General features: G+C 46.4%; 18 protein-coding genes. All 18 read left to right on the top strand.

Annotated elements, in window-relative coordinates; translation table 11 throughout:
- Positions 1-203 precede the first annotated feature (203 nt).
- Positions 204-377 (top strand): 30S ribosomal protein S21, encoded by a 174-nt coding sequence (gene rpsU, locus BM415_RS13160; RefSeq protein WP_005547957.1) that lies wholly within the window; start codon positions 204-206, stop codon positions 375-377.
- A gap of 16 nt (positions 378-393) precedes the next feature.
- Positions 394-837 carry a GatB/YqeY domain-containing protein gene (locus tag BM415_RS13155; RefSeq protein WP_091158623.1) on the top strand — a complete coding sequence of 148 codons (444 nt, stop codon included), beginning with the start codon at positions 394-396 and terminating at the stop codon, positions 835-837.
- A 165-nt stretch (positions 838-1,002) separates the two neighbouring features.
- A complete protein-coding gene (locus BM415_RS13150; RefSeq protein WP_091159252.1) occupies positions 1,003-2,319 on the top strand; it encodes an NfeD family protein in 1,317 nt (438 codons plus the stop codon).
- 82 nt (positions 2,320-2,401) lie between these two features.
- Positions 2,402-3,409: a flotillin-like protein FloA gene (gene floA / locus BM415_RS13145; protein ID WP_091158621.1), complete on the top strand. Its 1,008-nt coding sequence runs from the start codon at positions 2,402-2,404 to the stop codon at positions 3,407-3,409.
- Positions 3,410-3,423: 14 nt separating this feature from the next.
- Positions 3,424-3,942 (top strand): hypothetical protein, encoded by a 519-nt coding sequence (locus tag BM415_RS13140; RefSeq protein WP_091158620.1) that lies wholly within the window; start codon positions 3,424-3,426, stop codon positions 3,940-3,942.
- A 121-nt stretch (positions 3,943-4,063) separates the two neighbouring features.
- Positions 4,064-4,357, top strand: coding sequence for a sporulation protein YqfC (yqfC, locus tag BM415_RS13135; RefSeq protein ID WP_091158618.1), 294 nt, complete (start codon positions 4,064-4,066; stop codon positions 4,355-4,357).
- Positions 4,354-5,559, top strand: coding sequence for a sporulation protein YqfD (gene yqfD / locus BM415_RS13130; RefSeq protein WP_091158617.1), 1,206 nt, complete (start codon positions 4,354-4,356; stop codon positions 5,557-5,559). Before yqfC ends, yqfD begins: the two co-directional genes overlap by 4 nt.
- A 6-nt stretch (positions 5,560-5,565) precedes the next feature.
- Positions 5,566-6,537, top strand: coding sequence for a PhoH family protein (locus BM415_RS13125; protein ID WP_091158615.1), 972 nt, complete (start codon positions 5,566-5,568; stop codon positions 6,535-6,537).
- Between the two features lie 17 nt (positions 6,538-6,554).
- A complete protein-coding gene (locus BM415_RS13120) occupies positions 6,555-8,786 on the top strand; it encodes an HD family phosphohydrolase (protein WP_091158613.1) in 2,232 nt (743 codons plus the stop codon).
- A gap of 37 nt (positions 8,787-8,823) precedes the next feature.
- The gene (ybeY, locus tag BM415_RS13115) at positions 8,824-9,318 is read left to right on the top strand and encodes an rRNA maturation RNase YbeY (protein ID WP_091158611.1); all 495 of its coding nucleotides are present in this window, start codon (positions 8,824-8,826) and stop codon (positions 9,316-9,318) included.
- Positions 9,318-9,683, top strand: coding sequence for a diacylglycerol kinase family protein (locus tag BM415_RS13110; protein ID WP_091158610.1), 366 nt, complete (start codon positions 9,318-9,320; stop codon positions 9,681-9,683). The genes ybeY and BM415_RS13110 overlap by 1 nt, the downstream gene beginning before the upstream one ends.
- A 46-nt stretch (positions 9,684-9,729) precedes the next feature.
- Positions 9,730-10,137 carry a cytidine deaminase gene (locus BM415_RS13105; RefSeq protein ID WP_091158608.1) on the top strand — a complete coding sequence of 136 codons (408 nt, stop codon included), beginning with the start codon at positions 9,730-9,732 and terminating at the stop codon, positions 10,135-10,137.
- A 36-nt stretch (positions 10,138-10,173) separates the two neighbouring features.
- Positions 10,174-11,076: a GTPase Era gene (era, locus tag BM415_RS13100; protein ID WP_047910827.1), complete on the top strand. Its 903-nt coding sequence runs from the start codon at positions 10,174-10,176 to the stop codon at positions 11,074-11,076.
- A 139-nt stretch (positions 11,077-11,215) separates the two neighbouring features.
- Positions 11,216-11,368, top strand: a complete 153-nt coding sequence (locus BM415_RS13095; protein WP_091158606.1) for a YqzL family protein — start codon at positions 11,216-11,218, stop codon at positions 11,366-11,368.
- A gap of 36 nt (positions 11,369-11,404) precedes the next feature.
- On the top strand, positions 11,405-12,157 hold the full coding sequence (gene recO / locus BM415_RS13090) for a DNA repair protein RecO (RefSeq protein WP_091158605.1): 753 nt from the start codon (positions 11,405-11,407) through the stop codon (positions 12,155-12,157).
- A 389-nt stretch (positions 12,158-12,546) separates the two neighbouring features.
- A complete protein-coding gene (glyQ, locus tag BM415_RS13085) occupies positions 12,547-13,428 on the top strand; it encodes a glycine--tRNA ligase subunit alpha (protein ID WP_091158603.1) in 882 nt (293 codons plus the stop codon).
- On the top strand, positions 13,428-15,503 hold the full coding sequence (gene glyS / locus BM415_RS13080; RefSeq protein ID WP_091158601.1) for a glycine--tRNA ligase subunit beta: 2,076 nt from the start codon (positions 13,428-13,430) through the stop codon (positions 15,501-15,503). Before glyQ ends, glyS begins: the two co-directional genes overlap by 1 nt.
- Positions 15,504-15,667: 164 nt before the next feature.
- On the top strand, positions 15,668-16,126 hold the full coding sequence (locus tag BM415_RS13075) for a YaiI/YqxD family protein (protein ID WP_091158599.1): 459 nt from the start codon (positions 15,668-15,670) through the stop codon (positions 16,124-16,126).
- Positions 16,127-16,144: the final 18 nt, after the last annotated feature.

The raw sequence follows: 16,144 nt of genomic DNA, 5'->3' as shown, positions 1-16,144 counted from the left end.
AAAAACGGTATGGTTTATGTCAAAAATAGTTTCAAATCCCTCGTTTTAATGAGGTAAGTAATTGATCCAATGAACCCCAAAATATACTTTTTTAGCGGGTGTTCTTATAGAGGTTGACACACTAACGAATTTTCACCTATAATTAAGTTTGATGAACCGTGTTATATGCTCTTGGACGGTCTGGTCGGAGGGAGGGAAAACTGGTGTCTGAAACTAAAGTTCGCAAAAACGAGACTATTGATGCTGCACTTCGTCGCTTTAAACGTTCCATCGCTAAAGATGGTGTTTTGGCTGAGGTGAAGAAACGCAAGCATTATGAAAAGCCAAGCGTAAAGCGCAAGAAAAAGTCCGAGGCTGCTCGTAAGAGAAAGTTTTAGGAGGAATTAGAACAACATGAATCTTAGCGAACGATTGAACGAAGATATGAAGCAAGCGATGAAGAGTCAGGACAAGTTCACACTCTCCACCATTCGATTGGTTCGTTCGACGATTAAGAATCTTGAAATAGATTTGAAAAGAACTTTGGATGACAACGAAGTGCTTGATATCCTCAGTCGTGAAATCAAACAGCGCAAAGATGCCCTCCAAGAATTTGATAAAGCGGGTCGCACAGAACTTGCGGCGAATGCCAAAGCGGAAATTGATATAATCAGCAAGTATCTACCCGTACAGCTTACCGAAGAAGAAATTAAAGTCATTGTACAGCAGACCATCCAGGAAACCGGTGCTTCTTCGAAAGCCGAGATGGGTAAAGTTATGTCAGCCCTTTTGCCTAAAGTCAAAGGCAAAGCGGATGGCAAGCTGGTGAGCCAAGCAGTTCAACAATTTCTGAACTAACATAAACCGTAAACACTCCCTGATTTCAGGGGGTGTTTTTTCTTTTTTGAAACGTAAGGCTTGCATGAAGCGTAATATACGACATATGGTGACATTATAGACTTATACAGGAGGGAGGTTATAAATTTGGCATTCACCTTGAAAAAGTGGAATTTCTCTGTTGTGATGATCGCTATTGTCCTGCTCACAATGTTCTCCTCATTATTCGGCATGCCATCCGCACAGGCTGCGAAATCCGGAGCGGTGTATGTGATACCGGTCGATCGGCCTATTGAACGCGGGCTCCACAAGTTTATGGAACGAGGGTTCAAGGAAGCGGGAGAAATGGAAGCAGGGCTTATTGTATTGCAAATTAATACGCCGGGCGGATTGGTCCAGACGACGAAGGAAATCGGTGATATGATTCAGAGCAGCAGTATCCCGGTGGCGGCTTTTATACATGGTGATGCCGCATCGGCGGGCAGCTATATTGCATTAACGGCTGATCATATCGCGATGTCACCTGGCAGCACAATCGGTGCTGCAGCACTCGTTGATGCCAGCAACAACTATATTGAGGATCCGAAGGCGGTTGCTACATGGAAGGCGAATATGCAGGCGGCCGCGGAGAAGAACGACCGGAACGGTGAGATTGCGCAGGGCATGACAGACCTTAACATGGTTGTTGAAATGCCGGAGATTAACAAGACGAAGCAACAGGGACAGGTTATCTCTTTGACCGCGAATGAGGCACTTGAGGTAGGTTATGCGGATAAGATTGCCTCGACCCCTGCAGAAGTTGCTGCATGGCTTGAATATTCCTCAGATAACCTATATGTGATGGAGCCAACTACGTTTGAGAAGATATCCACATTCCTCACACATCCGGTGGTATCTACCATTCTGTTGTTTCTCGGTATCGCTGGTATTCTGATCGAATTGTTTGTTCCTGGCTTTGGCGTTCCGGGTATTATAGGCATTATCAGCTTTGCGCTGTACTTCGGAGGCAGCTATGTGGCAGGCATCGGTGGTTCCGAGACCTGGTTCCTCTTCATTATCGGTCTGGCGCTGCTGGTAGCCGAGCTGTTTGTTCCAAGCTTCGGTATCCTGGGGATATTAGGCTCGGTAAGCTTGATTGCAGGTGTAGTTCGAGCCGCGTACGACACGGGAACAGCGCTGTTCTCCCTCGGTATTGCGGGAGCGGCAGCGATAGCGGTTGTTATTATTGTCGCGATTATGTTCAAGGAGCGCGGGATATGGAACCGATTTATTCTCAGAGATAGCATGACAGCAGACCAAGGCTACTCTTCGATCCGGACTAGAGAAGATTTGATCGGAAAGAATGGAATCAGTCTGACTACACTCCGCCCTTCCGGTACCGCTGTCATTGATGGAGAGAATGTAGATGTGGTCACAGAAGGCAGCTTTATTTCGGCTAATGAGCAGATAACAGTTCATAAAGTAGAAGGAACACGGGTTGTCGTCAAGCGTTTAAATCCCTAATTAAGGGTTATGCTGCGTTTATACACAATGCGAAAGGCAATATCGTAAGTCAAAATAATAAGTTCTTGGAGGAATTTAATCAATGATGGAGTCAGGTATCGTACCTATTCTTCTGATCGCGGTCGTCGTGATCATCGTTCTTAGCGTATTCTTCAGCTTCTTCCCGGTTATGCTCTGGATTTCAGCTCTTGCATCCGGTGTACGAATCAGCATTATCACACTTGTAGCCATGAGACTTAGACGGGTAACACCAAGCCGTATTGTGAATCCATTGATCAAGGCGACCAAAGCAGGTCTTGGACTCAATATTAATCAGCTCGAGAGCCATTACTTGGCCGGCGGTAACGTCGACCGTGTCGTGAATTCCCTTATTGCTGCTCAGCGTGCGAATATTCCGCTTGAATTTGAACGTGCTGCAGCGATTGACCTTGCAGGGCGCGATGTTCTGCAAGCGGTGCAAATGAGCGTTAACCCGCGTGTCATTGAGACACCGGTAGTATCTGCCGTAGCAAAAGATGGTATCGAAGTGAAGGTTAAAGCGCGAGTTACCGTTCGTGCGAACATTGACAGACTCGTCGGTGGTGCTGGTGAAGAGACGATCATCGCCCGTGTAGGCGAAGGGATCGTAAGTACAAATGGTTCCTCAGATTCTCACAAAGACGTGCTTGAGCATCCAGACCGGATTTCTCGTACTGTACTTGAAAAAGGACTTGATGCCGGTACAGCATTCGAGATCCTGTCTATCGATATTGCCGATGTCAGCGTAGGCAATAACATCGGTGCGGATCTGCAAACAGAGCAAGCTGAGGCAGACAAGCGGATTGCTCAGGCAAAAGCGGAAGAGCGCCGCGCGATGGCCGTTGCTCAGGAACAAGAGATGAAGGCTCGCGTCGTAGAAATGAGAGCGCGCGTTGTTGAATCCGAGTCTGAAGTACCGCTTGCGATGGCTGAAGCTTTCCGTAATGGTCAAATCGGTGTCATGGATTATATGAATTACCGCAACATTGAAGCAGATACTCAAATGCGTGGCTCCATCGCAAGACCTGATGATCGCCAGGGAGACAACGACGAATCAAACCCTAATAAATAAGGTGGTGGATGTCAATGAACCTTATCGAATGGGTGATGAATAACTTCATTTTTGTGCTGGGTGCTATTTTCGCATTGGTGTCCTTTATAGGAAAGAGCAAGAAGCCGAATGACGAGCATCCTTCCCAAAGGGCTCCGCGTCCCGGTAATCATCCTCAGGACGCTCGTCAGCAGCAACGGCCTTATGACACGAGGTATGAGGATGACGAGGAAGAAAATGAAAATTACGAGGACGATTCGTCTTCCTATTCTGATCAGCCTCAGCCTGCATATGCTGCAGCTCAGAACGAGGCGCTGGAGCAAAAGCTGCGGGAGCTTGAAGTGGAGAAGATGCGTACGGAGCGTGCAAGGCTGAAACTTGAGCATAAGGCTCAGCGGCAGAAGGCCTCCAGGGTGAAACCTCTTGAAACAACAACAGATGCTAGTGCGAACCATGCCCCATTAAGCTCAGATGAGATTCGTAAAGGAATCATTTGGGCCGAGATATTAGGACCGCCACGTGCGAAGCAGTCCTTTACGAGGCAGCGGAAATAAGCTATTTGAAGCCGTTTTTTCTCTTATGAGAAAAGACGGTTTTTTTTGTGTTTCGATGCTTTCATAAAACAGAAATTTACTGCATATGGTTTAAAGTACAGGAAGGGGGAAGACCAGCCCAATGACCCGAATCAGCCGCAATTTGCGCAAATGGACCAGCGAAGCACTCGATTTGCCGCAGGATGTTCTTTTTGACACGCCCAGGCTAACCCTGATTGGAAGTAATCAACTATACATAGAAAATCATCGCGGTGTGGCTCACTTCTCCGAAGAACGGCTCGTACTGGATTTATCCATCGGGAGGCTCGAGATCAGCGGAAACAATCTGATGATTCGCACCATTCTCCCGGAAGAAGTAGCTGTGGAAGGGCGGATTACCAATATACAGTACCTGGGAACGGGGGATGAAAAGTGAAGACACCGAGTCTAGCCAATTTGAGAGGAAGTGTTCATATTGTTCTCCTGGGTGGAGACCTTGAAGCGATGATTAACCAGATTGCTGTCAGAGGTCTTCAGGTTTGGGAGATTCAATCGATAGGTGAGAGCAGCGCCAGCTTGAACATTTTACTTCGAGATTTCTTCAAGCTGCGCCCGCTCTTGCGGCGGACAGGCTGCCGTGTTCGTGTAAAGAAGCGCATCGGCTTTCCTTTTTTTCTAGCTCGTCTATTGAGAAGAAAAATGTTTGTTGCGGGCGCATTTCTGTTTTTTGCCATCTTATTCTCGATGACTTCGCTTGTATGGGATGTAGAGGTGAAGGGAAATGTCAAAATAACAGAGGAGGAGATTCTGGCTGCAGCAAAACAAGAGGGGTTATATCCGTTTCAATGGTCCTTTCGGCTGCCAACACAGGACAAGCTGGCTAGAGATTTGATCAAGCAGCTGCCGGCTGCGGCATGGATCGGAGTCAACCGGGAAGGAACAAAATTTACAATTCAAGTTGTCGAGGCAGACGAGCCTGAGAAGCAGCCCTTGTTAAATCCGAGACATCTTGTGAGCAAAGCGGATGCGGTAATTACGGAAATTTATGCTGAACAGGGAAGACCTGTAGTGCAGAAGAATACACGTGTTAAAAAGGGCTCAATCCTTATCTCAGGCATATTGGGTGACGAGGAGAACAGTGAATTGGTCGTAGCCAAAGGTAACGTAAAGGGACTGGTATGGCACGAATACAACATTGAAGTGCCGCTTGTTCAGAAGCAGGTTACCTATTCAGGCGAATCGAAAGAGCGGAGGTATATCGTCATCGGAGACTGGGCTATTCAGTATTGGGGATATGATAAAACACCGTTCAGTAAATACGAGACCATAACGGATGTTGAGCCGCTCACGTGGAGGTCATTTAAGCTGCCGATTGGCTGGATGACGGAGACAGACAGGGAGACGAACTATAGGGAGCTTACTCCGAGTGAGGCAGAAGCCAAACAGTATGGAATTACAGCAGCAAAAAACGATATTTTAGCGAAAAATGGGAAAGGAACAAAGATTATAAGTGAAAAAATTTTGCATGAGAAGAAAGAGAATGGTAAAGTTTATATGAAAGTGCTTTTCGAAGTAGAAGAAAGTATAGCGGAAGAGCTTCCGCTCGTTCATAACCCAAGTCCAAGTCAAGGAGAATGAGGCTATTTGTCAGATAATAATTACAGCATTCGAATCTCGCTTCAGAACGCGGGAGAAGGGCAGTCGTTATTTGGACCACAGGACGCTTTTCTTAAAATGATGGAATTGCAGATTCCGGCGACTGTTGACTCCCGGGAAGCAGAAATAACGATTAGAGGCAAGGAACAGGAAGTAGAGATCATGGGTCAGCTGTTTGAGGTGCTGCTCGTACTTATCCGTAACGGCCATATCCTATCCGAAAGAGATGTCCAGTATGCCATTGAATTGGCTAAGGATCTGCGGGCGGATCAGCTTCTTGATCTATTTAAAGGTGAGATTACGAATACATATCGCGGCAAGCCGATTCGAGTGAAGACGATTGGCCAGAAGCATTATGTGACGACGATCAAAAAACGTGATATTGTGTTCGGCATCGGCCCGGCGGGTACAGGTAAGACGTATCTTGCTGTAGTTCTAGCTGTTGCAGCGCTGAAGGAAGGTTCTGTCAAAAGGATTGTGCTGACGCGTCCAGCGGTGGAAGCGGGAGAGAATCTCGGATTCTTGCCAGGTGATCTACAGGAGAAGGTGGACCCGTACCTGAGACCGCTGTACGATGCTCTGTACGACGTTATGGGTCCTGATCAGACAGCCAAAGCACTTGAACGCGGATTAATTGAAATCGCTCCACTTGCTTATATGCGCGGACGGACACTTGATGATTCATTCATCATTCTGGATGAGGCACAGAATACAACGCCAGAACAGATGAAGATGTTTTTGACACGGCTTGGATTTGGTTCCAAGATGGTCATTACCGGTGATGTGACGCAAATTGACCTTCCCCGCGGGAAAAAATCTGGACTCATTGATGCTAAGGCAATCCTCGAAGGTGTAGAAGAGATCGGGTTTGTCTATTTTACAGAACAGGATGTCGTGCGGCATACTCTTGTGCAAAAAATTATTACCGCGTATGACCGAGCCGCCGAAAATCAAGAATAGGAAGGGATTGTCGTGGGATGACCCTTAAGGAATTGTCGAAGGACAAATCTATTCAGAATAGAAAGCTTGGATGGAAGAATAGCAGAGGAGTCCGCTATCTTCTGTTTTTGTTTCTGATGATTCTGTTTTACGTCAGCCTGGCGCCAGGTCTTCTGCCTGAACGATATGATATTGTGCAGGGAACTCGCAGCGAAAAAGAAATCAAGGCTCCTATGCAGATACAGGATAATCAGGCAAGGGCGATTGCAGCAGAGGAAGCTGCTGAAGCGGTTCAGCCGGTGTATCAGATTGTATCGTTACGAAACGAGAACTTGGTGACCTCCATATTGGATCGGATTGACAGACTCAATCAGGATGATATTTCCCGAGAAGATAAGATTGAGATCTATAAGGATGAAATTCCCCAAAGACTAAGTGACTCGATTACGAATTATATCAATAACAACCGGGGAACAGGCACCTATTCGGATGCATTGCTTGATGAGATTCATAGAGTAACACAGGAGCAATCCTACCGAATTCCGGAGGAGACCTATATCAAGATCGCCCGGTTGTCCTCTGAACAGATACAGGAGATGAAGCCTGTTGCCCGTGAGCTCGTATCAAGATTAATGGTTGACCAGATCACGGATGCTTCAACCCCAAGAGCCAAGGTAGCTGAGATGGTCAATACCAGCTCCCTGACGGATAGAACTGCACGTGAGGTCGTACAGGAGCTTACTCGGTTTGTTATAACGGCAAACAAATTTTATGATGAGGAAGCAACGAAAGAAGCCAAGGCAAGAGCAAGAGAGAACACACCTCAGGTCTTCATTGAAGAGGGCGAAACACTTGTAGCCAAAGGTGAGATTATTACTGAAGAAGTGTACAAGCTGCTGGAAGACAACAAGCTGCTTCGCGACGAGGTTAACTACTGGCCTCAGCTTGGGCTGCTGCTCTTATCGTTCAGTTTGTCGATTGGAATTCTGATGTACATGAAACAAATCAGCAGTCCAGAGTTCAAATACAATAATTCTCAGCTCCTGATGCTGTTCTGCATCTTCGCGATCACGATCGGATGCATGCATCTCATCAGCTTCTTACAAAATGACAACCGAGCCTATGTCGGCTACTTGGCTCCCGTAGGGATTGGTGTCATGCTGATTACGCAGCTGCTGGATATTCCCCTCGCTTACGTGTGTGCTATTATCTTCGGCATACTAAGCAGCATTATCCTGAACACGCAGCTGAACGAGAACTTTGACTTTAATTTTGGACTGTTTACGATTATCATCAGCTTTGCGGCTATTTTCGCAACGGATAAGGCTAGTCAGCGTTCGACCCTGCTTAAGAGCGGTATCATCGTTTCTCTGATCGGCTCACTCGTAGTCTTTATGCTGGCCATACTTGGCAATGGGGAATGGGATCGAACTGCAGCGATGTATAGTGTAGGCTTTGCTTTTGCTGGCGGCATTTTGATGGCTGTCCTTGCCATTGGGCTGATGCCATTCTTCGAATCATTATTCGGTATTTTGTCAGCTCTGAAGCTGGTGGAGCTGTCGAACCCTAACCATCCGCTGCTGCGTAAGCTGCTGACAGAAACACCAGGTACCTATCATCATAGTGTCATGGTTGGGAATTTATCGGAGGCTGCTGCAGAAGCAATTGGTGCTGACGGACTGCTATGCAGAGTCGGTTCGTATTATCATGATATTGGCAAAACGAAAAGACCGATTTATTTTATCGAGAATCAGAACAATATGGAGAACCCGCATGATACGCTGGATCCCAAGCTTAGCAAGTCCATCATCATTTCACATGCCAGAGACGGTGTGGAGATGCAGAAGGATTACAAGCTTCCTAAACGAATAAGGGATATTGCGGAGCAGCATCATGGTACAACGTTCCTCCATTATTTCTACCATAAGGCGCTGAAACAGGCTGAAGAAGCAGGCGTAGAACCGGATTTTACGGAAGAAGACTTCAGATATCCGGGACCGAAGGCTCAGTCCAAAGAAGCAGCGATTGTGGGCATCGCTGACAGTGTAGAGGCTGCAGTGCGATCACTGCGCAAGCCTACTGTGGAACAGGTTGAATCCATGATCGAGAAGATCGTTAAGAGCAGACTGGACGATCATCAGCTTAACGATTGTGATCTTACCATGAGGGAGCTCGACATTATTTCCAGGACACTGAAAGAGACGGTCATGGGGATTTTTCATTCGAGAATTGAGTATCCTGAAGAGATCAAGAAACCAAAAGATAGTTAATTCAAATCACATTTATTGAAACAAAGGAGCATGCCATATGAGTGTGCAGCTTGCATGGGATAATAATCAAGAACAATATAATATCAGTGATGAGCTTATCTCTCTTCTGACTCAACTGCTTGAAAAAGCGGCCGAAATGGAAGGTGTAGACGAAGGCGAGGTTGCACTTACATTCGTCAATGATGAAGAGATCCATGAACTGAACAAGGAGTATCGCGGAATAGACCGCCCTACCGATGTGCTTTCATTTGCAATGAATGAAACGCTGGATGAAGAGCTTGACATTGTATATGAATTAGAGGAAGGCGAATCGGTGGACGTTCCGGATGTACTCGGTGACATTATCATTTCTGTCCCTACGGCTATCGCACAGAGCGAGGAATACGGTCATTCTGTGGAAAGGGAGCTTGGATTTTTGTTCGTTCATGGCTTTCTCCACCTGCTGGGGTATGATCATCAGGATGAAACAAGCGAAGCTGAAATGATGGGTAAACAAGAAGCTGTCTTGGCAAGCGTCGGGTTGACACGCTAATGAGACAACGGTCCATAGTGGATGTATTCCGAAATGCGATGGAAGGGCTGATTTACGGCTTTAGAACACAACGGAACCTGCGGGTTCATGCTGTTCTTGCTCTAGTGGCCGTTGCTGCCGGATGGCTTCTGGATATTTCACGTACGGATTGGATGTTCATTAGTTTGGCAATAGGTTTTGTAATTGTGACAGAGCTGCTTAACACAGCGATTGAGATCGTTGTTGACCTTGCATCCCCCGAGATTCACCCGCTGGCCAAAGCCGCCAAAGATACCGCTGCCGGAGCTGTACTGCTGGCGGCGGTTTTTGCCGTCATCATCGGCATTTTTGTCTACCTTAAACCGTTCATTAGATGGATTTTTTAACTCATCGTTATATACACGTTTACAATAATCGAAAAGAGGTACAAATATGGATGCAAATCAGCTCATGCAGGAAGCGATCGAAGCAAGAAAAAAAGCATATATTCCTTATTCCAAATTTGGCGTAGGCGCTGCGCTTTTAGGGGAAGATGGGTATATATATCATGGATGCAATATTGAAAATGCAGCTTATAGTCCGAGCAATTGCGCAGAGCGTACAGCACTGTTCAGTGCCATTGCGAGTGGTCATGCCCCCCGCAGATTCAAGGCACTGGCAGTCGTAGGCGACACGGAAGAACCTATTGCACCGTGCGGGGTGTGCCGGCAAGTTATACTTGAACTATGTGACAGCAGCATGCCTGTATACCTTGGCAACCTCAAGGGAGAAATTCGGGAGACAACGATCACCGATCTGCTGCCCGGCGCTTTTGGGCCGGAAGCTCTGGAGAAAGCATAAAAAGGATAAGGGTATTGACCCTTTTTGGAGGAAAATATGTCTAAAACAGCTTTTAAATCCGGATTTGTTGCCATTATTGGCAGACCCAATGTTGGAAAATCTACACTGATGAATCAAGTCATCGGACAAAAAATTGCAATTATGTCGGATAAGCCTCAAACCACTCGCAACAAAATTCATGGGGTTTATACGGCAGAAGATAATCAAATCGTATTCTTGGATACACCCGGAATTCATAAGCGCCAGTCCAAGCTTGGAGATTTCATGAATCAAACGGCGTTTAATACGTTCTCCGAAGTGGAGGCCGTATTATTTCTCGTCGATGCTTCTGAAGGAATGGGCGGCGGGGACCGCTTTATTGCCGAACAGCTCAAAAATGTCCGGACGCCTGTGTTCCTTGTGCTGAACAAGATTGATCAGGTGGAGCCTGAAGCGCTGCTGCCTCTTATTGATCAATATCGCAATCTGCTTGATTTTGCTGAAATTGTGCCGATCTCTGCCAAATTTGGAAATAATGTCAATACATTAATGGATCAGATCAAAAAGTATTTGCCAGAAGGTCCGAAATATTATCCTGATGATCAAATTACAGATCACCCGGAGCAATTTGTCATTGCAGAGCTCATTCGCGAAAAAATTCTGCATATGACCCGTGAGGAAGTGCCGCATTCCATCGCGGTCACCATTGAGGATATGCGTGTGCAAGAAAATGGAACGGTGCAGGTATCTGCCGTCATTTTCGTAGAACGCGATTCCCAAAAAGGGATTATTATCGGCAAACAGGGCTCGCTGCTTAAAGAGGTCGGAAAGCGTTCCAGACAAGATATTGAAAGACTGCTCGGTTCCAAAATTTTTCTGGAGCTGTGGGTAAAGGTTAAGAAGGATTGGCGTAATCAAGAGCGTGTACTTAAAGATTTAGGTTTCCATCGGGACGCATAATTTCGGTCAATAAACATGAACAGCCTAACCTCTCGTGAGCAAGCAATTCCAGTTAATGTATCGCATAGAAACAACAGCCCTGCACATCCTATTCGTAGATGCTTATCACGTCATTTCCGAAGAGAGAGGATGAATACTTGTGCGAGATTTTTCGTGGACGTATTTTGCAAAGACAGGAGATGTCGATGCCTATCTGTTATACAAGGAATCCTGTGCGTGCAGCATGGGTGAAGCAGGGGCAGATGCTGACGCAGAGGGAGAGGCTTATGATGAATTACAGACCGAATCCTAAAAGAGTACAGCATGACTTTCTATTGGGGGATGAGACATGCTATATAGGTTGGAAGGCATCGTCATCCGCAGTATGGACTACGGTGAGGGGAACAAAATTATTACGCTTTGCACCGAAAGTGGAGGCAAAATAGGAGTTTTGGTTCGTGGAGCCAAGAAACCGAAAAGCCGTCATGCCGGGTTGACACAGGTCTTTACTCACGGAGAATATGTTTTTTTTCGAAATCAGGGGCTCGGAACGTTAAACCAAGGTGAGATTATTGAATCTCACCATTTGCTGCGCGAAGATATCGTTAAAGCTGCCTATGCCTCTTATGCTTGTGAGTTGCTCGACCGCGTGCTGCAGGATGAGGAGACGGGAAGCTTTTGGTTTAAGCAATTAAAAGCATGCCTTACGGCACTTAATGAAGACAAAGATCCTGCTGTTATCATTTCTCTTTATGAAATGAAAATATTGCAATCCGCTGGTTATGCACCTGAATTGACTACCTGCATATCATGCGGCCGGGAAAGACCGGATGAGGAATATTTTATAAGTCCAGGACTCGGAGGAACACTGTGCAGGGCCTGCAAGCATTTCGATCCGCCTGCATTGTCCATTTCACCTAGGGCGCTGAAGCTGCTTCGTTTATTTGCCTTGGTCGATCTGCAGCGGCTGGGAAACGTCTCTGTTCGTGATGAGACCAAACTGGAGATAAAGAAGATCATGCGAGCTTTCATGGATCAGCAGCTTGGTTTGAATTTAAAATCTCGTAATTTTCTCGATCAAATGGACAAATACGGCTTTTAATTGAAAATAGCACTATTTCGTTGGACTTCAAAGTGAAGAAGCTGCGATGCCGGGAGTTCAGCTTGACAATGACATGACATATAAGCTATTATTCATAGTAATATCTCTTTATGAGACATGTGTTGATCGAGAAAGTACTAAATAAAGGACCTTTGGTTAATGAGCGAGTCGGAGATGGTGAAAGTCCGGCAGGTCGGGTTTAGGAAATGGCACTCGTGAGCATGAAATGGATACGGAAAAGTGGATTGTACTCTTCAGAGTGCAGTCAAGTAGGGTGGAACCGCGGGAGTAGCTCTCGTCCCTACGTCTGAACATCAGGCGTAGGACGGGGGCTTTTTGCTGTCCTCGCGCACTTGAAATAGTTTACCTTGCAAAGGAGAGAAATGAAAATGAACTTCCAGCAAATGATATTGACGCTGCAAGATTTCTGGGCAAAGCATAACTGTATTATTGTTCAGCCTTATGACACGGAAAAAGGCGCCGGAACGATGAATCCGATGACTTTCTTGCGTTCAATTGGTCCTGAGCCATGGAAGGTAGCTTATGTAGAGCCTTCCAGACGGCCATCGGATGGACGGTATGGAGAGAACCCGAACCGGCTGTATCAGCATCATCAATTCCAGGTGATCATCAAGCCTTCGCCAGATAACATTCAGGAGATCTACCTAGAGAGCCTTCAGGCTCTTGGTATTGATGCTAAGAAGCATGACATCCGGTTTGTTGAAGACAACTGGGAGAACCCGTCGCTTGGCTGCGCAGGTCTAGGCTGGGAGGTATGGCTGGATGGCATGGAAATCACTCAATTCACTTATTTTCAGCAGGTAGGTGGTATTGAAACTCATCCGGTTTCCGTTGAAATTACTTACGGTATGGAGCGTCTTGCTTCTTATATACAGGACAAGGACAACGTATTCGAACTAGAGTGGGTTAACGGCATTACTTACGGTGATGTATTTAAACACCCGGAATATGAACACTCCAAGTATACCTTTGAGGTTTCTGATGTGCGCATGCTGTTCACTCTGTTCAACATGTACGAGGAAGAAGCCAAAAAAGCGATGGATCAGCATTTGGTATTCCCTGCTTATGATTATGTTCTTAAATGTTCCCACACATTTAACCTCCTCGATGCACGAGGAGCCATCAGTGTTACAGAACGCACGGGGTATATTACCAGAGTGCGTAACTTGGCTCGACAAGTAGCGGCCACCTATCTGGAGGAACGCGAGAAGCTCGGATTCCCGCTGCTCAAACAAGGAGGTGCACTATAATGTCTAAAGATTTGTTATTTGAGATCGGTCTTGAGGAAGTGCCTGCACGTTTTGTTCGGGGAGCGATAGAGCAGCTCGAAGACAGGCTTGTTAAATGGTTGGACAGTGTAAGAGTCACTCACGGCGAAGTTCTGGCCTATGCCACTCCACGCCGATTGACTGTTATCATCAAGGATGTCATTGAGAAGCAGGAGGATATTGAAGAGGAAGTTAAAGGTCCTTCCCGAAAAATTGCACTCGATGACAACGGAAACTGGAGTAAAGCTGCACTTGGTTTTGCCAGAAGCCAAGGTGTAGAACCTGAGCAGTTTACCTTCAAAGAATTGAGCGGCGTAGAATACATCTATGCTACGAAGAGCAGTAAAGGTATCCAGACTTCAGAGGTGCTTGCAGACGGACTGCTTCAGGTGCTGCATGCGATGACTTTCCCTAAATTTATGCGCTGGGCTGCTTATGACTTGAAATTTGTTAGACCTATTCGCTGGATCGTGGCGATGTTCGGTTCCGATGTTATCGATATTGAGATTGCAGGTGTGAAGTCGGGGAATATATCGAGAGGGCACCGTTTCCTCGGTTCAGACACGACGATCTCAGAGCCGTCTGCCTATGTAGAGGCCCTTCGTGAACAGCATGTCATTGTTGACATTGAAGAGCGCCGTGCACTTATCGTGAGCCAGATCGAAGCTTTGGCAGCTAAGAAGAATTGGACGATTGCTATTAAAGAGGATTTGCTGGAAGAAGTACTGTTTCTCGTTGAAACACCGACTGTACTCTACGGTTCATTCGAAGCATCGTTCCTGGACATCCCGCAGGATGTGCTGATTACTTCCATGAGAGAGCATCAGCGTTATTTCCCGGTACTGGACGAGAACAGCAAATTGCTTCCTTATTTTGTTACGGTTCGTAATGGGGGAGCGGAATCTCTTGACGTCATTGCAAAAGGGAATGAAAAAGTATTACGTGCTCGTCTGTCTGATGCGAAATTCTTTTACGAGGAAGATCAAAAGCTGCAGATCAAAGATGCGCTATCGAAGCTGGAAAGCATCGTATTCCAGGAAGAAATCGGTACGGTAGGAGATAAGGTTCGCCGCATTCGCAAGATCGCTGATACGCTTGCAGCCAAGCTTCAGGTTTCTGCGGATCAAGTGGATCTGGTAAGCCGGGCAGCGGACATTTGCAAATTTGATCTTGTCACACAGATGGTGTATGAATTCCCAGAGCTGCAAGGTGTCATGGGTGAAGATTATGCGCTGCGCGCAGGAGAACGCCCTGAAGTAGCAAAGGCTGTATTTGAGCATTACCAGCCAAGAAGCGCGTCGGATACAGTACCTGCTTCTATTGTTGGTTCAATTGTAAGCATTGCGGATAAAATAGATACGATTGTGGGATGCTTCTCTATCGGCATTATCCCTACCGGCTCTCAGGATCCGTATGCACTGCGTCGTCAGGCTGCAGGCATTGTACAAATCGCGCTTGATCATAAGCTGCCGATCACACTTGATGAGATCTTCGAGATCGGAATTGAAATCCATGAGAACATGCGGGCGATGAAGCGTTCCAAGGATGATATCCGTAAGGACCTGCAGGAGTTCTTCGCATTGCGTGTTAAGAAGCTCTTGTCTGAAACGATGCGTTATGATGTTGTGGATGCGGTGATCAGCGCAGGGTATGATGATATCGTATCTGTTGTGAACCGTGGTATGGCACTAATGAGCACGGTGGAGACAGCTGGTGAATTTAAATCTACCGTTGATTCGTTTAACCGTGTAGGCAACCTCGCAGCCAAGGCGTCGAATGCCTCTGTGACTGAGGAGGTCTTTGTCGAAGCAGGTGAACGTACATTGTATAAAGCATGGAGCTCCACAGCACAGGCTTATCGCGAGGCATTGACCGCGAGGGATGCGGAGAAGGCACTAAGCATAGCAGCTGAATGGAGAGAGCCGATAACTTCCTTCTTTGACTCGGTCATGGTCATGGCTGAAGATGAAGCAATTAGAGCAAATCGGTTGGGTCTTCTCGCATCCATTGACAAAGACTTGAAGGCTTTTGCAGATTTCTCCAAGCTCGTCTGGTAATTTAATGCCTGATATTTGCTTAAAAAGGTAATTTGGTTAGAAATATATATACGGAACGGGGAATAGGCTCCGTTCCGTATTTGTCCTTTATTTTCCATGTGAAGATTGGAGCAGGAATTACGATGCATGAAGGCGTATATAATAATATCCCGGACCGGTGATGAATATTGCATAGGAAAATTGTGGTGGACGCGGATGCATGTCCTGTAAAACGTGAAATTCAGACTGTCGCAGCAGCATTTCAGATTCATGTACTCATGGTGTCTTCCTACGACCATCGGCTAGAAGGCGCAGAAGGGACCACGATCGTGCATGTTGACCGAAGTGATCAAAGTGCTGACCTGTATATTGCTAATCATATCAAGGCACAAGATATTGTTGTAACCCAGGATTATGGACTTGCTGCATTAGCTCTGGCCAAATCCTGCAGCGTAATTACGTTCCGAGGCAGAATTATCGACAATCAGGATATTGACTTTTTGCTTGATACTCGGCATTCGCACGCTAAGGCTAGGAAGAGAGGCCAGTATGGCAAGGGTCCAAAGCCCATGACAGATGAGGACAGGAAGTTATTTCAACATAAACTGACAAAACTTTTGAAGGATTTGCAGGAGATTGTGTAAGTTTAGCGAATAATTATT

The sequence above is a fragment of the Paenibacillus sp. 453mf genome (genome assembly GCF_900116105.1).
Lineage (GTDB): Bacteria > Bacillota > Bacilli > Paenibacillales > Paenibacillaceae > Paenibacillus > Paenibacillus provencensis.
Note: the sequence above shows the minus strand (reverse complement) of the source record. Positions and strands in the feature narration are given on the sequence as shown.